The organism is Pseudomonas sp. FFPRI_1 (assembly GCF_055384485.1).
The window spans coordinates 934,839-957,813 of the sequence record NZ_AP029168.1; the positions used below are offsets into that span (position 1 = coordinate 934,839).

A 22,975-nucleotide genomic window follows, 5' to 3' on the forward strand; every position below is an offset into this window, starting at 1 on the left:
TGGCGTAATGGCAACGGTAGACCGCTGGCTGCTGCCAGATGGCATCGAAGAAGTATTGCCGCCGGAAGCGGCGCGCATCGAAGTGGCGCGTCGTCAGGTGTTGGATCTGTTTCAGAGTTGGGGTTACGAGTTTGTCGTCACTCCCCATATCGAATACCTGGAATCCCTGCTGACAGGCGCCGGCCAGGACCTGGATCTGCGTACCTTCAAGGTCATCGACCCGCAGTCGGGCCGGCAGATGGGCTTTCGGGCCGACATCACGCCGCAGGTGGCGCGGATCGACGCCCACACCCTGCGCCGTGAAGGGCCGAGCCGCCTGTGCTACGCCGGCAGTGTGCTGCATGCTCAGCCGCGGGCCTTGTCGTCCTCGCGCAGCCCGATCCAACTGGGTGCCGAGTTGTACGGCGATGCCAGCCCGAGCAGCGACGTTGAAGTGATCAGCCTGATGCTGGCGATGCTGCAACTGGCCGATGTGCCGGATGTGCACATGGATCTGGGGCACGTGGGTATCTACCGTGGCCTGGCCCAGGCAGCCGGCTTGTCCGGTGCTGTGGAGCAACAGTTGTTCGACGCCCTGCAGCGCAAGGCGATCGATGAAGTCATCAGCCTGACCGCAGGGCTGCCGGCGGATCTGGCTGACATGCTGCGCTCCCTGGTGGACCTGTGTGGCAGTCGCGAAGTGCTGGGTGACGCCCGTCGCCGCCTGGCGGGTGCTCCGACCTCGGTGTTGCTGGCCCTGGATGAATTGCTGACGATCGCCGAGCGCTTGTCGGTGCGCTTCCCGGAGTTGCCGCTGTATTTCGACCTGGGCGAGCTGCGCGGCTACCACTACCACACCGGTGTGGTGTTCGCGGTGTTCGTGCCGGGCATGGGGCAATCCATCGCCCAGGGCGGTCGCTACGATGACATCGGTGCGGACTTCGGGCGCGCCCGTCCAGCCACCGGCTTTTCCACCGATTTGAAAACCCTGGTGACCCTGGGGCGTGCTGAAGTCGAGCTACCGTCTGGCGGTATCTGGATGCCAGACAACACTGACGCGGCACTCTGGCAGACCGTCTGCCAGTTGCGCAGTGAGGGTCAGCGTGTGGTTCAGGCCCTGCCTGGACAGCCATTGGCCGCTGCCCGTGAGGCGGACTGCGACCGGCAATTGATTCAGCAGAATGGGCTTTGGCAAGTATTGCCGCTGGCTTCTTGAGTTTTCCTGCCGGCGGCTGCCGGCACCAAGTTTGCGCGAATGAGGACAAGTGTTATGGGTAAGAATGTCGTAGTCCTGGGCACCCAGTGGGGTGATGAGGGCAAAGGCAAGATCGTTGATCTGCTGACCGAACATGCCGCCGCCGTAGTGCGCTACCAAGGTGGCCACAACGCTGGCCACACACTGGTGATCGACGGTGAGAAGACCGTCCTGCACCTGATCCCGTCCGGCGTGCTGCGCGAAGGCGTGCAGTGCTTGATCGGCAACGGCGTGGTGGTAGCACCGGATGCCTTGATGCGTGAAATCGTCAAGCTGGAAGAGAAAGGCGTACCGGTGCGCGAGCGCCTGCGTATCAGCCCGTCCTGCCCGCTGATCCTGTCCTATCACGTGGCCCTGGATCAGGCTCGCGAGAAAGCCCGTGGCGAACAGAAGATCGGTACCACCGGTCGCGGTATCGGCCCGGCTTACGAAGATAAAGTGGCGCGCCGTGGCCTGCGCATCGGCGATCTGTTCCACCGTGAGCGTTTCGCCGCCAAGCTGGGCGAGTTGCTGGACTACCACAACTTCGTCCTGGTGAATTACTACAAAGAGCCGGCCATCGACTTCCAGAAGACCCTGGACGAGTGCATGGAATACGCCGAGCTGCTCAAGCCGATGATGCTCGACGTTACCGCTGAGCTGCACCAGCTGCGCCGCGCCGGCAAGGACATCATGTTCGAAGGTGCCCAGGGCTCGCTGCTGGACATCGACCACGGTACCTACCCGTACGTCACCAGCTCCAACACCACCGCTGGCGGCATCGCCACTGGTTCGGGCGTGGGTCCGATGTACCTGGACTACATCCTGGGCATCACCAAGGCCTACACCACCCGCGTGGGCTCGGGTCCGTTCCCGACTGAACTGTTCGATGACATCGGTGCTTTCCTGGCCAAGCGCGGCCATGAGTTCGGTGCCACCACCGGCCGTGCCCGTCGTTGCGGCTGGTTCGACGCCGTGATCCTGCGTCGCGCCATCGATGTCAACAGCATCTCGGGCCTGTGCCTGACCAAGCTGGACGTGCTGGATGGCCTGGAAACCATCAACATCTGTGTCGGCTACAAGAACCAGGATGGTGCAGTCATCGACGCACCGACCGACGCTGACAGCTACATCGGCCTGGAGCCGGTGTACGAGCAGATGCCGGGCTGGAGCGAGTCGACCCTGGGTGCCAAGACCCTGCAAGAGCTGCCTGCCGCCGCCCAGGCCTACATCAAGCGCATCGAAGAGTTGGTCGGCGCGCCGATCGACATTATTTCGACAGGCCCGGACCGCAACGAAACCATCGTTCTGCGCCATCCGTTTGCTTGATAAGCCGTTGATGTAAAAAACAAAGGGCCCCTTATGGGCCCTTTGTCGTTTCTGCCTGCCGTACGGCACGACCCTTGCTGTGAAATTTGCTTCTAGAGTGCCATCAGAATAATGGCGTCAAAAGTAGAGGGATTTCCTGTGTCGGCCGTTCTCTCACTGTTACAAAGCCGTTTATTGCGGCCTGTGTTCGTTACTCTCGGTATCGCCCTTTTGGTGCAAGTGCTGGTAGCCGTTGCCCTGACTCGGAGCACGGTAACGGCCCTGGAGGCTGATCTGGCCTCTCGCCTGGGGGTGGACAGCCAGAAACTGGCTGGCGAGCTCGAGCAGGCGGGCAAGGAGGTCACCTCCAGTCTCGAAAGCCTGTCCAGCAGCACCCGCCAGCGCCTTACGGCTGGCCTATCTTCGCGGCTCAAGGAAGAACAGGTCCAGTTGCGGGCGGCTTTGGAGAAGGACCTGAAAGACTCCGCCAATGACATGGCCCAATTGCTGGCTTCCGTAGCGCCTCGCGCCATGTGGGACAGCGATGTGCCCACCCTGTCCGAGTTCGCACGGCGTGCCCAGCGTAATCCCAATGTGTTGTTCGTGGTCTATGACGATGCTGCGGGCGAGCACCTGACTCGTTACCTGAACCGGGAAAACTCGATCAACAAGGCCCTGCTGGAAAAGGGCAAGGGCGATCGGGCCCTGGACAAGGTTCTGGACGCGGCGAAGAACGATCCTTCGGTCTACTACCTCGAGGCGTCGATCAATCCCAATGGGGTGGAGATCGGCAAGGTGCTGATGGGCGTGTCTACGGCATCGGTGGAGGCCGATATCGCCGCGCTCGATCAGCGCTTCGGGGCGTTGATTGCCAGCAGTGATCAGTTGGTAGGCGACAGCCTCAAGGGAGCCTCTGCCGACAGTTCGGCGGCGATGCGCGCGCGCCTGCAGTCGGCCCAGGGCACTGCAGCACAAATGCAGATCAACACCGCCAGCACCGTGCAGGAGGCAGCAGCCACCTTGCGCTGGCAGATTGGCGTGGGCCTGGCGCTGGTGGGCCTGGCCTTGCTGTTGCTGCTGGCCGTGGTGCTGGGCCGGCGCGTGGTAAACAAGCTGCATCTGCTGATCAGCGCCCTCAATGATCTGGCGGCAGGCGAGGGTGACCTGACCAAGCGGGTGCCACTCAACAGCAATGATGAAATCGGCGATATGGCTTCGGCGGTGAACCGCTTTGTGGATAAGTTGCAGCCCATTGTGCGTGAGGCGGGTGATGTGGCGCAGCGTACCGGGGTCGAGATTGGTGCCATGAGCTTGCGTAATGCCGGAGCCGATGCGGCAGCCGAAGCTCAGCGTGACGAGGTGGCTGAAAGCTTGCGGGCACTGTCGCAAATGGCCGATGAGGCCCAGGCGGAAAGCCAGGCCATGCAGGCAGCGCTGCAGCAGGTGGTGGAGATCCGCCAGGCCACTGATGAAACCACGCGGACCTCTGAGCAGGTTGGCAGCCTGATCGAAGCCCTGGCCGGCCAGGTGGACACCGGGGCCAAGGTGATCGAGCGACTGGCTCAGCAGAGCGAGCAGATCGAGGTGGTGCTGACGGTGATCCATGGCATTGCCGAGCAGACCAATCTGCTGGCGTTGAATGCAGCGATCGAGGCGGCCCGTGCGGGCGAGACCGGGCGTGGGTTTGCCGTGGTGGCGGATGAGGTGCGGGCCCTTGCCAGCAAGACCCAGAGCTCCACTGGCGATATCCAGGCTCACATCGGCGCCCTGCAGCAAGGCGCGCGGGAGGCGGTAGCGGCCATTGGTCAGGCTGGGCGTCAGGCCAGTGAAGGCTTGCTGGTACTGCGTGACAGTGCCCGCCTGCAGCAGTCGGTGCAGTCTTCGGTGGAGCAGGTGCACACCGCCATTGGCCTGGCTACCCAAGCTGCGGCGCATCAGGCCCAGGGCGCGCAGGCAGTGCGCGGGCGGGTGGAAACCATCCATGCCCAGGCCGAGCGGGCAGCTCAGGCGGTGGTGGAGACTACTGCCAGTGGCAAGGTGCTGGATGGTCTGGCGGCCCAGCTCAAGGCCAGCCTGGGACAATTCCGTGCCTGAGGCTTGGCTGGCAACTTGCTTCCTGCCAGTGATGGAGCAAGCAAGTTGTCGCCAAGGCCGGCCTCAGCGGCTCAGGTACATCCGCGTCGTCAGCAGGTACACCGGCAGGCCGGAGACCAGGATCAGCAGCGCCGCATAAGGGGCTGCTGCCGCAAACTCCACATTCGCCGTGTGCGCCCAAACCTCAGTCGCCAGGGTGTTCAGTCCGGTAGGGCTGAGCAGCAGGGTGGCGGTCAGCTCCTTCATGGCATCCAGGAACACCAGGGCGAAGGCGGCGCCCAGTGCCGGGAAGATGATGGGCAGGGTCACTCGGCAAAAGGCGCTGAAGGAAGAGGCCCCCAGGGTTCTGGCGGCCTCTTCCAGCTGTGGTGCAGCCTTGTTCAGGGCAGTGCGGATCGGGGCCTGCGCCAGGGGCAGGAACAGTAGGGCGTAGGCGATCAGCAGTAGGGCGGACGTCTGATACAGCACGGGTACATAGTGCAGGGCGAAGTACACCAGGGTCAGCGCAATCACCAGGCCGGGCAAGGCATGCAGCAGGTAGGGCAGGCGTTCCGCCCAGATCGCCAGTTGCCCTTTGTAGCGCACCACCAGCAGGCCCACCGGTACGGCCAATGCCAGGCATAGACCGGCGCCACCCAGGGACAGAGCCAGGGAGGAGAGCAGGGCTTCGCTGATGGCCGCGATCGGAAAGGCCGCCGATGAACCCACTGCCAGCCAATAGGCGAGCATGCCCAGGGGCACGCCGCTGCCGATCAAGGCCAGGACCAGGCAGAACAGCTGCCCGCCGATACTCCAGCGTCCCAGGCGTACCTGCTCTGCATGTCGCGCTGCACCTTGGCCGGTACGTACGTGCCGGCCCTTGCCGCGAACCCGCAGCTCCAGGCCCAGCAGGATCAGGCACAGCGCCAGCAGTACTGCTGAAAGCATCGCCGCATTGGCGTTGCTGAATTCGAGCTCGAATTGCTGGTAGATCGCCGTGGTAAAGGTTTGCAGGCCGATGATCGACAGCGCGCCGAACTCCACCAGCATGTGCAGGGCAATCAGCAATGATCCGGCCAATAGCGAGGGCCAGAGCAGGGGCAGGGTGATCCTGAAGAACACGCCCCAGCGGTTTTGCCCCAGGGTGCGCGCCGACTCTTCCAGGGAGGGGTCGAGATTGCGCAGGGTGGCCGCTACCGGCAGAAACACCAGGGGGTACTTGGACAGGGTCATGACCAGGATCGCGCCGCCAAGCCCTTCGAAGCCGGCGCTCAGCGATACCCAGGTAAAGCTGCTGACAAAGGCCGGCACGGCAAAGGGCAGGCACAGCACCACGCCCCAGATGCGTCGTCCCGGCAGGTCGCTGCGTTCCAGCAGCCAGGCCAGGGACAGGCCGATGATCGCGCAGGCGCTGGTCACTCCGAGCATCAGCAACAGGGTGTTGCTCAGCAAGCGGAACACGTAGGGGCGCCACAGCAGGTGCAGTGCCTCGGCCCAGCCGGCCTGCCAGGTCTTGAGCCCTACATAGCCCAGTGGCAGCAGGCTCAGGCAGACCAGCAGCAGGACCGGAAGCAGCAGCCAGATCGAGGGCCGCTTGCGCCCTGGCACGTAACTGCTGCGCATGGCAGGGGCGGATGGCGATGGGTTCATCAATTCAGGCCGACGTCACGTTCCAGGTCCAGCGCTTCCTCGGCATTGCCGAGGTCGGCAGGGGTCACCTTCGGGGCTTCCAGCTCGCTGAAGGGCTTGAGTCCGCGATCCGATTCCATGCCTTTGTGCAGAGGGTACTCGGCCGTGGTCTGGGTGATGACTCGCTGGCCTTCTTCGCTGGCCATGTAGGCGAGGAATTGCTGGGCCTCTTTCGGGTGTTTGCTGGACTTGAGCACCGCAGCGCTGGACACGGTAATCAAGCCGCCGACGTCGCCACCGGTGAAGTAGTGCAGTTTCGAGTCGAGTTGGCCTTTCTCCCGTTGCAGGGCGAACCAGTAATAGTTGTTCACCAGCACCGTGGCGACTTCGCCGTTTTCCACGGCCTTCAGGGCCACCATGTTGTTGCTGTAGACCTTGCCGAACGCCCGCAGGCCGGTCAGCCACTCTTCGGCGGCGTCCATGCCGTGCAGTTTGATGATGGCCACGGCCTGTTCCTGGAAGGCGCCGCTGGTGGGGACGAAGCCGACCTTGCCCTGCCATTGCGGTTGGGAGAACTCCATGACCGACTTGGGCAGATCCTTCTCTTCGATCAGTTTCGGATTGAAGGCCACGACCCTTACACGGGCGGTGATGCCGATCCAGGTGCCGTTGCCGGCCACATATTCCTTGGGCAGCACTGCCAGCGTCGCAGCATCGGTCTGTGCCAGCAGGCCTTGTTCGCCGAGTTTGTTCAGGGGCGGGGATTCTTCGGTGTAGATCACATCGGCAGGAGAGCGGTCGCCTTCTTCAACGACCTGGCTGGCCAATTGGTTGCTGCTGCCTTTGCGCACATTGACATGAATCCCGGTCTTGGCTTCGAAAGCCTTGGCGACGGCGTCACCGACTTCCTTGTGCTGGCCGTTGTACAGGGTCAGGGAAACCGCATCGGCGGCCTGGGTGAGTGGAGATGCCAGGGTCAGACCCAGCAATGTGATGGTCAAGCCGCGCAGAAGGGAGATTGGAAGGAGGGTATTTCTGAACATCATTCGCAGGTTTCCTCACTGTAGTGCCGCAAAAACTTGTAACAATCATAAACGATATCGTTTCTCATGTGCGGCTTGCGGAGTTCGGATGACTTGAGGTAGAGCGGCGAGAGGGCAGCGACCCGGGGATTTCTCTGGGGGCAGAAACGCAAAAACCCGCTTTCGCGGGTTTTTGTGAGACTTGAAAACAATGCCTTCAAGTTTTGAATTGGTGCCCAGAAGAAGACTCGAACTTCCACGACCTTGCGGTCACCAGCACCTGAAGCTGGCGTGTCTACCAATTTCACCATCTGGGCAGTATCGACGTTGTCGCCGTGTCGATGGAGCGCACTATACGGACCGCGTTTTGATCTGTAAACCCCTGTTTTGGTTTTATTAAATCAAACACTTAGAATGCAAAAACCCGCTTTCGCGGGTTTTTGTTTGAGCCTTGAAACTGATCTAATCTCAAGCTCTTGAATTGGTGCCCAGAAGAAGACTCGAACTTCCACGACCTTGCGGTCACCAGCACCTGAAGCTGGCGTGTCTACCAATTTCACCATCTGGGCAGCATCGTTGACGTCTCCGTCGTCGATGGCGCGCACTATACGGAGGGACCTTTAAGCTGTAAACCCCTACCTTCAAAAAAATCTGAAAAAAGCATCAGCGGGTTGTCCTGGGGATGTATCCGAACCCCCGGCAGGGAATTTTCCAGTGTTGTCTGAGCCTGAAATTTCCCGTTTCAATACGCGTATGCCAAACTAACCCGCATATAGACAAGGTGAAATTTATCTAATGGCCGATTGGCAGTCCCTCGATCCCGAGGCCGCTCGTGAAGCGGAAAAATACGAAAACCCTATTCCTAGCCGCGAACTCATCCTCCAGCACCTTGCTGACCGGGGTTCGCCTGCTAGTCGCGAGCAGTTGGTCGACGAGTTCGGTCTGACCACCGAAGACCAGCTCGAAGCCCTGCGCCGCCGCCTGCGCGCCATGGAGCGTGATGCTCAACTGATCTACACCCGCCGTGGCACTTATGCACCGGTGGACAAGCTTGACCTGATTCTCGGCCGTATCAGCGGCCACCGCGATGGCTTCGGCTTCCTGGTGCCCGATGATGGTAGCGATGACCTGTTCATGAGCCCGGCGCAGATGCGCCTGGTGTTCGATGGCGACCGTGCACTGGCCCGGGTTTCCGGCCTGGATCGCCGTGGCCGTCGTGAGGGTGTGATTGTCGAAGTCGTATCCCGTGCCCACGAGAGCATCGTCGGTCGCTACTTCGAAGAAGGCGGTATCGGTTTTGTCGTGGCGGATAACCCGAAGATCCAGCAGGAAGTGCTGGTCACTCCGGGACGCAACGCCAATGCCAAGATTGGTCAGTTCGTTGAGGTGAAAATCACTCACTGGCCGACACCACGCTTCCAGCCGCAAGGCGATGTGGTGGAAGTGGTGGGTAACTACATGGCTCCGGGCATGGAAATCGACGTTGCCCTGCGTACCTACGATATTCCCCATGTCTGGCCAGAGGCCGTGCTCAAGGAAGCCGCCAAGCTCAAGCCGGAAGTGGAAGAAAAGGACAAAGAGAAGCGCATCGACCTGCGTGATCTGCCGTTCGTCACCATCGACGGCGAAGACGCTCGCGACTTCGACGACGCGGTGTTCTGCGAAGCCAAACCGGGCAAGCTGCGCCTGTTCGGCGGTGGCTGGAAGCTGTACGTGGCGATTGCCGACGTTTCCAGCTATGTGAAGATCGGCTCGGCCCTGGATGCCGAAGCCCAGGTGCGTGGCAACTCGGTGTATTTCCCTGAGCGGGTGATCCCGATGCTGCCCGAGCAGTTGTCCAATGGCCTGTGCTCGCTGAACCCGAAAGTCGATCGCCTAGCCATGGTCTGCGAGATGACCATCTCCAAGTCCGGCGAGATGACCGATTACCAGTTCTACGAAGCGGTGATCCACTCCAAGGCGCGCCTGACCTACAACAAGGTCAGCAGCATGCTCGAGCAGCCGAAAACCAGCGAAGCCAAGCAGCTGCGCAGCGAGTACGCGGATGTCGTGCCACACCTCAAGCAGCTCTACGCGCTGTACAAGGTTTTGCTCGGTGCCCGTCACACCCGTGGCGCCATCGATTTTGAAACCCAGGAAACCCGGATCATCTTCGGTTCCGAGCGCAAGATCGCCGAAATTCGCCCAACCACTCGCAACGATGCTCACAAACTGATCGAAGAGTGCATGCTGGCGGCCAACGTGGCCACTGCCGAATTCCTCAAGAAACACGAAATTCCGGCCTTGTACCGGGTGCACGATGGTCCGCCGCCGGAGCGTCTGGAAAAACTTCGCGCCTTTCTCGGCGAGCTGGGTTTGTCCCTGCATAAAGGCAAGGACGGCCCGACACCGAAGGACTACCAGGCCCTGCTGGAAACCATCAAGGATCGTCCGGATTACCACCTGATCCAGACCGTGATGCTGCGCTCCCTGAGCCAGGCGGTATACAGCGCCGATAATCAGGGCCACTTCGGCCTGAACTACGAAGCCTATACCCACTTCACTTCGCCGATCCGTCGCTATCCGGACCTGTTGACCCACAGGGCCATCCGCAGCGTCATCCACTCCAAGCAGGACACGCCGCACGTTCGCCGTGCCGGGGCCATGACGATTCCGAAGGCGCGCATCTATCCGTACGACGAGGCGCTTCTGGAGCAGCTCGGCGAACAGTGCTCGATGAGCGAGCGCCGTGCCGACGAGGCCACCCGCGATGTGGTGAACTGGCTCAAGTGCGAGTTCATGAAGGATCGCGTGGGCGAGTCCTTCCCGGGGGTGATCACCGCGGTTACCGGTTTCGGCCTGTTCGTCGAGCTGACCGACATCTATGTCGAAGGTCTGGTGCACGTCACGGCCTTGCCGGGCGACTACTACCACTTCGACCCTGTGCACCACCGCCTGGCGGGCGAGCGCACCGGCCGCAGCTTCCGCCTGGGCGATACCGTGGAAGTGCGGGTCATGCGTGTGGACCTGGACGAGCGCAAGATCGATTTCGAGATGGCGGAAAAAACCATCAGCGCGCCGATCGGTCGCAAGAAGCGTGGCGCTGCCGATGTGCCGGCGAGCAAGGTCGTTGAAGAGCCTGCTCCAGCCAAGGCGGGGCGTCGCAGCGCTTCCAAGGAAAAGGCCAGCGAGGCTTATCGTCCGAGCGATGCTGCGGCGAAGAACGCCGAGCTGCGCAAAAGCCGCGAAATGAAGCAGGCGCTGCTGGCCGAAGCCAAGGGCGGTGGTCGGGCATCGTCGGCTGGAAAGCCCGGCAAGTCGTCTTCCGCGCGTGACGGCGACAAGCCCGCCAAGCCGAGCAAACACCGTAAGGGGCCGCCAAAAGCGGGCTCTGCTTCCGGCGCGAAGAGCGGCGGGGCGCGTAAACCTAAGGCGAAGTCATGAGTCAGTTGGAAAAAATCTACGGTGTGCATGCCGTGGAGGCGCTGCTGCGCCACCACCCCAAGCGGGTCAAGCAGATCTGGTTGGCTGAAGGTCGCAGCGATCCACGGGTCCAGGTGCTGGTAGAGCTGGCCGCACAGAACCGGGTGTCGGTTGGTCAGGCCGAGCGTCGGGAAATGGACGCCTGGGTCGAAGGCGTGCACCAGGGCGTTGTGGCTGAAGTCAGCCCGAGCCAGGTGTGGGGCGAAGCCATGCTCGACGAGCTGCTGGATCGCACCGAAGGCGCGCCGCTGCTGCTGGTGCTGGATGGCGTGACCGATCCACACAACCTCGGTGCCTGCCTGCGCACCGCCGATGCGGCGGGTGCCCTGGCGGTGCTGGTGCCCAAGGACAAGTCGGCAACCCTGACGCCGACCGTGCGCAAAGTTGCCTGCGGCGCTGCCGAAGTGATCCCGCTGGTGGCCGTGACCAACCTGGCGCGCACCCTGGAAAAGCTCCAGCAGCGTGGCTTGTGGATCGTCGGCACCGCCGGCGAGGCCGAGCAGGAACTGTACGATCAGGACCTGACCGGCCCGACCATCATCATCATGGGGGCCGAGGGCAAGGGCATGCGTCGCCTGACCCGCGAGCACTGCGACTACCTGGTGCGCCTGCCGATGGCCGGCAGTGTCAGCAGCCTCAATGTCTCCGTGGCCACGGGCGTCTGCCTGTTCGAAGCCATGCGCCAGCGCGGCGTCAAGGCCAAGGCCAGCGCCAAGAAGGCCTGACCGTCCCGCTGTAGGAGCCGGCTTGCCGGCGAACCACGTGCCGTCGTTCATTGTCGGCCACCGGCTCCTTCAGGTGATTGTTCAAATATTCACCAATTGCCTTGCGCCGCTGTTCCCCCTTCTCTACAATTGCGCCCCTTGCCGTGACGGCAGGCGCATATGTGCCTATCTGTGGCAAGACACACCAGTGTCATTCACTCCTTGTCTGACCGCTTATAGGCGGCAGGCTACAACCCGTAAGGAGCATTCATGCGTCATTACGAAATCATCTTTTTGGTCCACCCGGATCAAAGCGAGCAAGTCGGCGGCATGGTTGAGCGTTACACCAAGCTGATCGAAGAAGACGGCGGCAAAATCCACCGTCTGGAAGATTGGGGCCGTCGTCAACTGGCCTACGCAATCAACAATGTTCACAAGGCTCACTACGTGATGCTGAACGTTGAGTGCACCGGCAAAGCCCTGGCTGAGCTGGAAGACAACTTCCGTTACAACGATGCTGTGATCCGTAACCTGGTCATCCGTCGCGAAGAAGCCGTTACCGGCCAATCCGAGATGCTCAAGGCTGAAGAAAACCGCAGTGAGCGCCGTGAGCGTCGTGACCGTCCTGAGCACTCTGACAGCGCCGATGGCGATGACAGCGATAACAGCGACGCCAGCGACAACGCTGACGAGTAATCCACGGACCTTTTGAGGAGCCAATTACATGGCACGTTTCTTCCGTCGTCGTAAATTCTGCCGCTTCACCGCTGAAGACGTGAAAGAGATCGATTACAAAGATCTCAACACTCTGAAAGCCTACGTATCCGAGACCGGCAAAATCGTTCCAAGCCGCATCACCGGTACCAAAGCTCGTTATCAGCGTCAGCTGGCCACCGCTATCAAGCGCGCCCGCTTCCTGGCCCTGCTGGCCTACACCGACAGCCACGGCCGCTGAGATCGGGCAGTCGACAAGTAGTAAGGGATTGAATGCATGCGCGCCTTAGCTGAGTTCATCATGCGCGGTCGTGTGCAGGCCACGTTAGTCGTGGCCGGATCTGCGGCATTGCCGCTGTTGTTCTGGTTGAGTGCCGCTGCGGGTTGCCTTGTGCTCCTTCGGCGCGGTTCGGACGCCCTTGGCGTCCTCGGAGTCGGGGTGCTTTCAGCATTGATTTGCTGGCACTTCCAGAAAGACCCCAGTGCACTGTTGGTGCTGCTTGGGTCTTGCGGTCTGGCGCTGGTGTTGCGCGCCGGCCACTCCTGGAATCGTGTGCTGTTGGCGAGCGTGGCGATTGCGCTGTTGTGTGCAGCGATATTGGGGACGCTGTTCAGTCCCTTTGTCGACGCGGTGACGCAGGAACTTGTAAAGGTCCTGCCACTGATGTTGGGTGAGGTCTACCAGCAGCTTTCGGTAGATCAGCGAGCCAACCTCGCCTCACTCGTTGCACCCATGGTGATCGGTTCGATTGCGATGATGTTCCAGGTCTTCAGCGTGCTGTGCCTGATTCTTGGGCGCTACTGGCAAGCGTCGTTGTACAACCCCGGTGGTTTTGGTCGCGAATTTCGCCAGATCAGAATCCCCAAGGGACCCTTGATGTTGCTGCTGGCATTGATGTTTGTGGGGCCGATTCTGAGCCCGCAAATGTGGATTCTGGTGCCGTTTTGCAGCGTACCACTGGTCCTCGCCGGGCTGGCCCTGATGCACGGGCTGGTGGCGCAGAAAAGACTGGCCAATTTCTGGCTGGTCGGGGTTTACGTCACGCTGCTGCCTTTGATGCACCTGCTCGTCCCGTTGCTCGTGGTCCTGACCATTGTTGACAGCCTGATTGATTTTCGCGGTCGTTTGGCGCCGAAAGACGCCGATGACGGCTCTGCGAACGGTGAAGGTTAAAAGTTAAGAGGATTTTCACATGCAACTGATCCTTCTGGAAAAAGTCGCCAACCTGGGCAACCTGGGCGACAAAGTGAACGTTAAGGCTGGTTACGGCCGTAACTACCTGCTGCCTTACGGCAAAGCCACCGCTGCGACCGCTGCCAACCTGGCTGCGTTCGAAGAGCGTCGTGCTGAGCTGGAAAAACTGGCTGCAGACCGTAAAGCTTCGGCTGAAAGCCGTGCTGCCCAACTGGCCGAGCTGGAAGTGACCATCACTGCCACCGCCGGTGACGAAGGCAAGCTGTTCGGTTCGATCGGCACCCACGATATCGCTGATGCACTGACCGCCTCCGGCGTTGAAGTTGCAAAAAGCGAAGTTCGTCTGCCGAACGGCACCATCCGCAACGTGGGTGAATTCGACGTAGCCGTGCACCTGCACGCTGAAGTTGAAGCAACCGTACGCGTTGTCGTGGTGGCTGCTTAAGCAGTACCAAATCGTCTGGCACCTTGTGTGGCTGACGGTTAACATCGGGCACGATCCTGTTTACAGGTCGTGCCCTTTGTCTTTCTGCAGACCCTGATTTTTAGCCCCCCGAATTCCAAGTGGCCATGAACGATATCTCCGCTCCCGAACAATATGATCTGCAAACCGCTGCCCTGAAGGTGCCGCCGCACTCCATCGAGGCCGAACAGGCCGTGCTCGGTGGTCTGATGCTGGACAACAACGCCTGGGAACGCGTGTTGGATCAAGTGTCCGATGGTGATTTCTACCGGCATGACCACCGCTTGATCTTCCGTGCCATCGCCAAGCTGGCCGACCAGAACATGCCGATCGACGTGGTGACCTTGTCCGAGCAGTTGGACAAGGAGGGCCAGACCTCCCAGGTCGGCGGCCTGGGCTACCTCGGCGAGCTGGCGAAGAACACCCCGTCGGTGGCCAACATCAAGGCCTATGCACAGATCGTTCGCCAACGGGCGACCCTGCGCCAGCTGATCGGCATCAGCACCGAGATCGCCGATAGCGCGTTCAACCCCGAAGGGCGTACGGCCGAGGAGATCCTCGACGAGGCCGAGCGGCAGATCTTCCAGATCGCCGAGGCCCGGCCCAAGACGGGTGGCCCGGTAGGCGTCAACGAGCTGCTGACCAAGGCCATCGATCGTATCGACACCCTGTTCAACACCGACAACGCCATCACTGGCCTGTCCACTGGCTACACCGACCTCGACGAGAAGACCAGCGGCTTGCAGCCTGCCGACCTGATCATCGTCGCCGGTCGTCCGTCCATGGGTAAGACCACCTTCGCCATGAACCTGGTGGAGAACGCGGTGCTGCGCAGTGACAAGGCGGTGCTGGTGTACTCCCTGGAGATGCCAGGTGAATCGCTGATCATGCGTATGCTCTCGTCCCTGGGGCGGATCGACCAGACCAAGGTCCGTTCCGGCCAGCTGGAAGACGATGACTGGCCACGCCTGACCTCGGCGGTCAACCTGCTCAATGATCGCAAGCTGTTCATCGATGACACCGCGGGTATCAGCCCCTCGGAAATGCGCGCGCGGACCCGGCGCCTGGTGCGTGAGCACGGCGACATCGGTCTGATCATGATCGACTACCTGCAGCTGATGCAGATCCCCGGTTCCAGTGGTGACAACCGGACCAACGAGATTTCCGAGATCTCCCGCTCCCTGAAAGCCCTGGCCAAGGAATTCAACTGCCCGGTGGTGGCCCTGTCCCAGCTCAACCGCTCCCTGGAACAGCGTCCCAACAAGCGCCCGGTGAACTCCGACTTGCGGGAATCCGGAGCGATCGAGCAGGACGCCGACGTGATCATGTTCGTTTACCGCGACGAGGTGTATCACCCGGAAACCGAGCACAAGGGCATTGCCGAGATCATCATCGGCAAGCAGCGTAACGGCCCCATCGGTTTTATCCGCCTGGCCTTCATCGGCAAGTACACCCGCTTCGAGAACCTCGCCCCGGGCAGCTACAACTTCGACGACGACGAATAACCGCGCGGCCAACCGCCTGTGGTGGCGAGGGAGTGTGCTGCCGCCGCGGGCGCCCGGTACGCCTGGAGCCCGGCGGTGCCCTCATGCTGGCTCGGTGATTGCCGATCCGCGTCTGCTGCGGGTGAGAGCACAAGCGCGCTGCCTTGCCACAGGTCGTGATCTTGAAACGATGAATTCCGACCCTTTTGGTCGGAATTGGTTATTTTTTGTGCTATATTCCGCGCCCGCGAATTTTCCTGTCATTCATCGCGTCCCTATCTACGCCAACACCGGTCATCGACATGCAAGCAGCCAAGCCATTATTTGACTATCCCAAGTACTGGGCCGAATGTTTCGGGCCGGCGCCGTTCCTGCCCATGAGCAGGGAGGAGATGGATCAGCTCGGCTGGGATTCCTGCGACATCATCATCGTCACCGGTGATGCCTACGTCGATCACCCGTCGTTCGGCATGGCGATCATCGGCCGGCTGCTGGAGTCCCAGGGCTTTCGCGTCGGGATCATCGCCCAGCCCAACTGGCAGTCCAAGGACGACTTCATGAAGCTTGGCGAGCCGAACCTGTTCTTCGGGGTCGCCGCCGGCAACATGGACTCGATGATCAACCGCTACACCGCGGACAAGAAGATCCGCTCCGACGACGCCTATACCCCGGGTGGCCTGGCGGGCAAACGTCCGGACCGCGCCAGCCTGGTGTACAGCCAGCGTTGCAAGGAAGCCTACAAGCATGTGCCGATCGTCCTTGGCGGCATCGAGGCCTCCCTGCGCCGGATCGCCCACTACGACTACTGGCAGGACCGGGTGCGCAACTCAATCCTGATCGATGCCAGCGCCGACATCCTGCTGTACGGCAACGCCGAGCGGGCCATCGTCGAGGTTGCTCAGCGCCTGTCCTACGGCCACAAGATCGAAGACATCACCGACGTGCGCGGCACCGCCTTCATTCGCCGCGATACGCCCAAGGACTGGTACGAAGTGGACTCCACCCGTATCGACCGTCCGGGCAAGGTCGACAAGATCATCAACCCCTATGTGAATACCCAGGACACCCAGGCCTGTGCCATCGAGCAGGAAAAGGGCCCGGTGGAAGACCCCAGCGAAGCCAAGGTGGTGCAGATCCTTGCCAGCCCGCGCATGACCCGGGACAAGACCGTGATCCGCCTGCCGTCCATGGAGAAGGTGCGCAACGACCCGGTCCTGTACGCCCACGCCAACCGCGTGCTGCACCTGGAAACCAACCCGGGCAACGCCCGTGCCCTGGTGCAGAAGCATGGTGAAGTGGACGTGTGGTTCAACCCGCCGCCCATTCCCATGACCACCGAAGAGATGGACTACGTGTTCGGCATGCCCTACCAGCGCATCCCGCACCCGGCCTATGGCAAGGAGAAGATCCCGGCCTACGACATGATCCGTTTCTCGGTAAACATCATGCGCGGCTGCTTCGGCGGCTGTACCTTCTGCTCGATCACCGAGCACGAAGGACGGATCATCCAGAACCGTTCCGAAGAATCGATCATTCGCGAGATCGAAGAAATTCGCGACAAGGTTCCCGGCTTCACCGGGGTGATCTCCGACCTTGGCGGCCCGACCGCGAACATGTACCGCATCGCCTGCAAGAGCCCGGAGATCGAATCCGCGTGCCGCAAGCCGTCCTGCGTGTTCCCGGGCATCTGCCCGAACCTCAACACCGACCACTCTTCGCTGATCCAGCTGTACCGCAGTGCCCGTGCGCTGCCGGGGGTGAAGAAGATCCTCATTGCCTCGGGCCTGCGCTACGACTTGGCGGTGGAGTCGCCGGAGTACGTCAAGGAACTGGTGACCCACCACGTCGGTGGCTACCTGAAGATCGCCCCGGAACACACCGAGGAAGGTCCGCTCAACCAGATGATGAAACCGGGCATCGGCAGCTATGACAAGTTCAAGCGCATGTTCGAGAAGTACTCCAAGGAAGCGGGCAAGGAGCAGTACCTGATTCCGTACTTCATCGCGGCCCACCCGGGCACCACCGACGAAGACATGATGAACCTGGCCCTGTGGCTCAAGGGCAACGGTTTCCGTGCCGATCAGGTGCAGGCGTTCTACCCGTCGCCGATGGCCACCGCCACCGCCATGTACCACTCGGGCAAGAACCCGCTGCGCAAGGTCACCTACAAGAGTGGCGAGGTGACCATCGTCAAGAGCGAGGAACAGCGCCGTCTGCACAAGGCCTTCCTGCGTTACCACGACCCGAAAGGCTGGCCGATGCTGCGTGAAGCATTGCTGCGCATGGGCCGTGGTGACCTGATCGGCCCGGGCAAGAACCAGCTGATCCCGACCCACCAGCCGTCGACCGACAGCTACCAGAGTGCCCGGCGCAAGAACTCGACACCGGCCGGCAGCCACAAGGTGGCCAAGGAAACCAAGATCCTCACCCAGCACACCGGCCTGCCACCTCGGGGCAGTGACGGCGGCAATGCCTGGGACAAGCGCGAGCAGGCCAAGGCTGCGGCATTCGCCCGCAACAAGCAGGCGGCCAAGGAGCGTGCCGACGCGGCCAAGGGCAAAGGCAAGAAGCCGACCCGCAAGCCGGTAGTGCCGCGCTGATTCACGCAAACGCCAGCCGCAGAGCTGGCGTTTTGCCTTTATGGGGATCGGTTTTTTTTGCCCGGGAGTGGGCAACAGCCCCCCTGAGCTTTGCTAAGGTGGCCCGGTTTTTTCAATCTGGTGCCACCGGCCTTGCGCCTTGCTCCGGTGGTGGATGTCCTCTTCAGTTCAAGGATGAGTAGCGTGACCAGCCCGTTAGCCGGCATCGGCATGGATTCCAACCGTTCGCAGTTTTTCGCCCGTCAACGCATCGAAAGCGAGGTCAACCTGCCTCGGCTGTTCGCCGCCATCGATGCCGATCCGGCGATCGTCGGGGCCGGGGTGGTGTACATCGATGCCGACTTCAATGTGGTGACCCTGCGCGAGTTCAAGCCGATCTGCAGCATCACGCCCAAGCGGCTGATCCTGCGGGAGGTGAAGAAATACATCACACCCCAGCAGTACATCGAAGAAGTGAAGAAGAACCCCCGGGAGTCCCGGCTGGCCAGCGAGGCGATGAATGCCACGCTGTCCTGTGGCGCGGCGGTACTGGGCTGGATCGTGGTGCTCAGCGGCAGCATTGCCGTGCCGTTCACCGCGGGTGCCAGTGTCTTCATGGTCGGCCTGGGGGTGGCCGCCGCCACAGCCGGCACCGCGCAGTGCGCGATAGGTGGCGTGCGGGTACTGAATGAAATCCAGAACCCCGAAGCCAACGACGAGATGGACGATGCCGAGTGGTACACCACGGTATCGCCGATTCTCGACGGCATCTCCCTGGTGGGCGTGGGCGGCTCGGCGCTGACCACGGTCAAGCTGCTCAAGGCCAGCAAGGCCTCCGGGGTCGGCAAGAGCTGGTATCAACTGCTGCGTGGGCTCAATCGCCAGGAGCGGGCCAAGCTCACCCGCGAGCTGCTGACCCTGCGCGACCCGAGCCTGACCTCCAAGCTGTTGAAGCTGCGGCAACGGGCCGGTGCACTGCCCAAGCGCTATGCCTCTAGCGAGATCCGCCACGCCACAGTGACCCAGATCAAGGACGCCGTGGGCGGCGGCATGTCGGTCTGGGGGAGCTACCGGGCGGGCAATCTGAAAGAGGGCAAGACGCTGGCCGTGGGGCTGTACGAGGAGTTCAACGAATGAAGGTGGTTGGCGGCGGATCGCTGCGGGCATTCCTCGTACAGTACTTCCCGGTTTTCATGTGCACGGTGCTGCTGGGCTGTTTCAGCGCCTCGACCCTGCTGTCCCTGGCTGGCACCACCTACTGGCGTGGCCTGCCGCCGGCACAGCGCACCGACTATCTGGGGATCGCCCTGCTGGTACTGATACCGGTGCTGGTGCTGGGCAACCTGATGATCATCCGTGGCCGTTCCTGGGCGGTGTGGGTGGTGGCCGGGTATTTTCTTGGCTGCCTGGTGATGACCGCTCCGATGATCCTGTACCACCCCCATCAGGCGGTGTATGCGTTTGCTCTTCTGCTGCCACTGCTGGGGTTGCTGCTGCTCAATAGCAAGCGGCATCGGGAAATGCGCGAAAAACTGCTGGGTATTCGCCATGAGCGCCAGCGCATCAAGAAGGCGGCTGGGCAACCCCGCCGCCGGGGGTGAGGGGGGCGCTGGCGTGCGCTGCATCCGAGTGCGTCCGGTTGCACCTCGACACGCCGATTGCGCGGTTTTGGTGCTCTGCTGCGCCGGGTTGCTGAGCAAACCCTGGAGCTGTGCGCTGGCATAAGTCTTGCGCAGGTTGCTCCACCGCTCAGGCCCGCAGGAGGCACGCCGTGTCGATTCATGTCGGATTGCACCACGTCACCCACTATCGCTACGCCCGCGCCGTGGAACTGGGCCCGCAGATCGTTCGCCTGCGCCCGGCCCCCCACAGCCGCACGCGGATTCTGTCCTATGGGCTGAAGGTCCAGCCCGAGCAGCATTTCATCAACTGGCAGCAGGATCCCCAGGGCAATTACCTTGCGCGTCTGGTATTCCCGGAAAAAACCACCGAGCTGCGCATCGAAGTGGATCTGCTGGCAGAGATGGCAGTCTTCAATCCGTTCGACTTCTTTCTCGAGCCCTACGCCGAACGCATTCCCTTTGCCTATGCCGCCGATGAGGGGCGGGAGCTGGCGCCCTATCTGCAGACCCTGCCCCTGACTCCGACTTTCCAGGCCTACTTGCAAGGCATCCCGCGTGAACCCTTGCCGGCGGTGGACTTCCTGGTGGGCTTGAACCAGCGGCTCAGCGCCGACATCACCTACCTGATCCGCATGGAGCCCGGGGTACAGACGCCGGAGCAGACCCTGGCCAAGGCGTCCGGCTCCTGCCGGGACTCGGCCTGGCTGCTGGTGCAGTTGCTGCGCCACCTGGGGCTGGCGGCGCGTTTCGTCTCCGGTTACCTGATCCAGCTGACGGCGGACGTCAAAGCCCTGGACGGTCCAGCGGGTACCGAGGCGGATTTCACCGACCTGCACGCCTGGTGCGAGGTCTACCTGCCGGGGGCCGGCTGGATCGGCCTGGACGCCACCTCCGGGTTGTTCGCCGGCGAGGGGCACATTCCCCTGGCTTGCAGTCCCGATCCGTCCTCCGCAGCGCCCATCAGCGGTCTGGTCGAGCCCTGCGAGTGCGAGTTCAGCCATGAGATGAGCGTGGAGCGGATCTGGGAAGCGCCCCGGGTGACCAAGCCCTACAGCGACGAGCAATGGCTGGCGATCCAGGCCCTGGGCCGGCAGATCGACGTCGACCTGCTGGGAGGCGATGTGCGCCTGACCATGGGCGGCGAGCCGACTTTCGTGGCCATCGACGACCCGGATGGCGCCGAATGGAACACCGCGGCCCTGGGCCCCCACAAGCGGCGCCTGGCCGGTGAGCTGTTCCAGCGCCTGCGCCAGCACTATGCACCCCAGGGGCTGGTGCACTTCGGCCAGGGCAAGTGGTATCCGGGAGAGCAATTGCCGCGTTGGTCGCTGAACTGTCACTGGCGGCGCGATGGGGTGCCGGTCTGGCGCAACGGCGCCTTGATTGCCGATGAGCATCAGGACTATCAGGCCGACGCGTCGCTGGCCGAGCGTTTTCTCGCCCGTGTCGCCGAGCGCCTGAAGCTGCCGGCGCGCTTTGTGTTCCCGGCCTACGAGGACACTTTCTACTACCTGTGGCGCGAAGGCCGCCTGCCATCGAATGTCAGCGCCGAGGACTCGCGTCTGGAAGATGCACTGGAGCGCCAGCGGTTGCGCCAGGTATTCAGCCAGGGGCTGGACCAGATCATTGGCCAGGTCCTGCCCCTGGCTCGCACGGCCAAGGGTGATCAATGGCAGAGCGGACGCTGGTACTTGCGCGACAGCCATTGCCGCCTGGTGCCGGGGGACTCGCCCCTGGGCTATCGCCTGCCCCTGGCCTCCCAGCCCTGGGTCAGCGCGGCGGAGTACCCGTTCATTCACGCCAGCGACCCGAACCAGGATTTTGCCGAACTGCCGGACCCTGCCCAGCTGGCCGCGATCGGCGATCCTGGGCCCTTGGATGAGCGCCAACCGACCATCGATCAGTCGGCCGATTGGCTGACCCGCACCGCCCTCTGCGCGCAAGCGCGGGAAGGGCGCCTGTACCTGTTCATGCCGCCCCTGGAGCGCCTGGAAGATTACTTGCAGCTGGTCAGCGTGATCGAGGCCACTGCTGAAGAACTGCATAGCCCGGTGCTGCTGGAGGGCTATGAGCCTCCGGCGGACCCGCGCCTGTGCAGCTTCCGGGTGACCCCGGACCCCGGGGTGATCGAAGTCAACGTACAGCCCTCCGCGAGTTGGGACGAGCTGGTGGAGCGCACCGAGTTCCTCTACGAAGCAGCCCGGCAGACGCGCCTGGCCAGTGAGAAGTTCATGATCGACGGGCGTCACACCGGCACCGGCGGAGGCAACCACTTTGTCCTGGGCGGCGCGACCCCGGCGGATTCGCCGTTCCTGCGGCGTCCCGATCTGCTGCGCAGCCTGATCAGCTACTGGCACCATCACCCGTCGCTGTCCTATCTGTTTTCCGGGTTGTTCATCGGCCCGACGTCCCAGGCTCCGCGGATCGACGAGGCGCGCAATGACGCGCTGTATGAGTTGGAAATCGCCTTTGCGCAGATGCCGGCCGCCGGCGAGGAATGCCCACCCTGGCAAGTGGACCGGCTGCTGCGCAACCTGCTGATCGATGTCACCGGCAATACCCACCGCACCGAGTTCTGCATCGACAAGCTGTACGCGCCGGAAGGCGCCAGCGGGCGTCTCGGATTGCTGGAACTGCGGGCCTTTGAAATGCCGCCCCACGCGCGCATGAGCCTGGTCCAGCAGTTACTGTTGCGGGCGCTGGTGGCGCGTTTCTGGCGCGAGCCCTACGCCCCGGACAAGCTGGTGCGCTGGGGCACCGAACTGCACGATCGTTACCTGCTGCCGCACTTTATCGAACAGGATTTTGCCGATGTGCTGGTGGAGCTCAATGCCGCCGGCTACCCGCTGCGGGCCGAATGGTTTGCTGCCCACTTGGCGTTCCGTTTTCCCAAGGTTGGCGACTATGCGCTCAGCGGTATCGAACTGGAGCTGCGCCAGGCCCTGGAACCCTGGCATGTGCTGGGCGAGGAGGGCGGGGCCGGTGGCGCGGTGCGCTACGTCGACTCTTCCCTGGAGCGGCTGCAAGTCAAGGTCAGCGGGCTGACGCCGCAGCGGCATGTACTGACCTGCAACGGCGTGGCGGTGCCCCTGTACCCCACCGGGCGGGTGGGCGAGTACGTGGCCGGCGTGCGCTACCGCGCCTGGCAGCCGGCCAACTGCCTGCAACCGACCATCGCGGTGCACGCGCCGCTGGTGTTCGATCTGCTGGACACCTGGGTGCAGCGTTCCCTGGGCGGATGCCAATACCATGTGGCCCATCCCGGCGGGCGCAACTACGACAGCCTGCCGGTGAACGCCAATGAGGCGGAAAGCCGGCGCATGGCGCGCTTCTTCCGTCTGGGGCACAGCCCCGGCAGCCTGCCGGTACCGCCTCTGGTGATCAACGACGAGCTGCCCATGACCCTGGATTTGCGACGTTTCTAATCCACCTGCAACGCCTGCGAGATAGCCATATCCGGGTGTCATGGCCGTGCGTTAATCTGACTTTCCCTGCCGTCTGCCGAGT

Annotated in this window: 16 protein-coding genes and 2 tRNA genes; 14 read left to right on the forward strand and 4 right to left on the reverse strand. The window is 62.4% G+C overall.

Annotated features, from left to right (window positions below; all coding sequences use genetic code 11):
- The first annotated feature begins 7 nt into the window (after window positions 1–7).
- The 3 genes from ACZ5BO_RS04135 (at window position 8) to ACZ5BO_RS04145 (ending at window position 4,615) form a co-directional block, all read left to right on the forward strand.
- A complete protein-coding gene (locus tag ACZ5BO_RS04135) occupies window positions 8–1,195 on the forward strand; it encodes an ATP phosphoribosyltransferase regulatory subunit (RefSeq protein ID WP_025130472.1) in 1,188 nt (395 codons plus the stop codon).
- A 54-nt stretch (window positions 1,196–1,249) separates the two neighbouring features.
- The gene (locus tag ACZ5BO_RS04140) at window positions 1,250–2,542 is read left to right on the forward strand and encodes an adenylosuccinate synthase (RefSeq protein ID WP_025130473.1); all 1,293 of its coding nucleotides are present in this window, start codon (window positions 1,250–1,252) and stop codon (window positions 2,540–2,542) included.
- Between the two features lie 138 nt (window positions 2,543–2,680).
- The gene (locus tag ACZ5BO_RS04145) at window positions 2,681–4,615 is read left to right on the forward strand and encodes a methyl-accepting chemotaxis protein (RefSeq protein WP_464698384.1); all 1,935 of its coding nucleotides are present in this window, start codon (window positions 2,681–2,683) and stop codon (window positions 4,613–4,615) included.
- Between the two features lie 63 nt (window positions 4,616–4,678).
- On the opposite strand, the gene ACZ5BO_RS04150 is transcribed toward ACZ5BO_RS04145, so the two are convergent.
- The 4 genes from ACZ5BO_RS04150 to ACZ5BO_RS04165 all read right to left on the reverse strand — a co-directional run bounded on the left by ACZ5BO_RS04150 (window position 4,679) and on the right by ACZ5BO_RS04165 (window position 7,814).
- On the reverse strand, window positions 4,679–6,244 hold the full coding sequence (locus ACZ5BO_RS04150) for an ABC transporter permease (RefSeq protein ID WP_464698386.1): 1,566 nt from the start codon (window positions 6,242–6,244) through the stop codon (window positions 4,679–4,681).
- On the reverse strand, window positions 6,244–7,269 hold the full coding sequence (locus tag ACZ5BO_RS04155; protein ID WP_025130476.1) for an extracellular solute-binding protein: 1,026 nt from the start codon (window positions 7,267–7,269) through the stop codon (window positions 6,244–6,246). Before ACZ5BO_RS04155 ends, ACZ5BO_RS04150 begins: the two co-directional genes overlap by 1 nt.
- A 206-nt stretch (window positions 7,270–7,475) precedes the next feature.
- A tRNA-Leu gene (locus ACZ5BO_RS04160) sits at window positions 7,476–7,562 on the reverse strand.
- Window positions 7,563–7,727: 165 nt separating this feature from the next.
- Window positions 7,728–7,814, reverse strand: a tRNA-Leu gene (locus tag ACZ5BO_RS04165).
- Window positions 7,815–8,040: 226 nt separating this feature from the next.
- Between ACZ5BO_RS04165 and rnr the strand changes: the two genes are divergently transcribed.
- From rnr to ACZ5BO_RS04220, 11 genes are all read left to right on the forward strand, one after another.
- Window positions 8,041–10,668: a ribonuclease R gene (rnr, locus tag ACZ5BO_RS04170; protein WP_464698389.1), complete on the forward strand. Its 2,628-nt coding sequence runs from the start codon at window positions 8,041–8,043 to the stop codon at window positions 10,666–10,668.
- Window positions 10,665–11,432, forward strand: coding sequence for a 23S rRNA (guanosine(2251)-2'-O)-methyltransferase RlmB (gene rlmB / locus ACZ5BO_RS04175; protein WP_025130478.1), 768 nt, complete (start codon window positions 10,665–10,667; stop codon window positions 11,430–11,432). The genes rnr and rlmB overlap by 4 nt, the downstream gene beginning before the upstream one ends.
- A gap of 249 nt (window positions 11,433–11,681) precedes the next feature.
- Complete coding sequence (rpsF, locus tag ACZ5BO_RS04180; RefSeq protein ID WP_020299424.1) at window positions 11,682–12,107, forward strand: 30S ribosomal protein S6; 426 nt, start codon at window positions 11,682–11,684, stop codon at window positions 12,105–12,107.
- Between the two features lie 28 nt (window positions 12,108–12,135).
- On the forward strand, window positions 12,136–12,366 hold the full coding sequence (gene rpsR / locus ACZ5BO_RS04185; protein WP_002551829.1) for a 30S ribosomal protein S18: 231 nt from the start codon (window positions 12,136–12,138) through the stop codon (window positions 12,364–12,366).
- A 36-nt stretch (window positions 12,367–12,402) separates the two neighbouring features.
- Window positions 12,403–13,299 carry a hypothetical protein gene (locus tag ACZ5BO_RS04190; protein ID WP_025130479.1) on the forward strand — a complete coding sequence of 299 codons (897 nt, stop codon included), beginning with the start codon at window positions 12,403–12,405 and terminating at the stop codon, window positions 13,297–13,299.
- Window positions 13,300–13,318: 19 nt separating this feature from the next.
- Window positions 13,319–13,765, forward strand: coding sequence for a 50S ribosomal protein L9 (gene rplI, locus ACZ5BO_RS04195; protein ID WP_020299422.1), 447 nt, complete (start codon window positions 13,319–13,321; stop codon window positions 13,763–13,765).
- Window positions 13,766–13,890: 125 nt separating this feature from the next.
- Window positions 13,891–15,288, forward strand: a complete 1,398-nt coding sequence (dnaB, locus tag ACZ5BO_RS04200) for a replicative DNA helicase (RefSeq protein ID WP_025130480.1) — start codon at window positions 13,891–13,893, stop codon at window positions 15,286–15,288.
- Window positions 15,289–15,569: 281 nt separating this feature from the next.
- Complete coding sequence (locus ACZ5BO_RS04205; protein ID WP_464698392.1) at window positions 15,570–17,867, forward strand: YgiQ family radical SAM protein; 2,298 nt, start codon at window positions 15,570–15,572, stop codon at window positions 17,865–17,867.
- A 174-nt stretch (window positions 17,868–18,041) separates the two neighbouring features.
- Window positions 18,042–18,983 carry an NAD synthetase gene (locus tag ACZ5BO_RS04210; protein ID WP_371261342.1) on the forward strand — a complete coding sequence of 314 codons (942 nt, stop codon included), beginning with the start codon at window positions 18,042–18,044 and terminating at the stop codon, window positions 18,981–18,983.
- A 2-nt stretch (window positions 18,984–18,985) separates the two neighbouring features.
- Complete coding sequence (locus tag ACZ5BO_RS04215) at window positions 18,986–19,447, forward strand: hypothetical protein (RefSeq protein ID WP_464701186.1); 462 nt, start codon at window positions 18,986–18,988, stop codon at window positions 19,445–19,447.
- A gap of 170 nt (window positions 19,448–19,617) precedes the next feature.
- Window positions 19,618–22,893, forward strand: a complete 3,276-nt coding sequence (locus tag ACZ5BO_RS04220; RefSeq protein ID WP_464698395.1) for a transglutaminase family protein — start codon at window positions 19,618–19,620, stop codon at window positions 22,891–22,893.
- Window positions 22,894–22,975 lie beyond the last annotated feature (82 nt).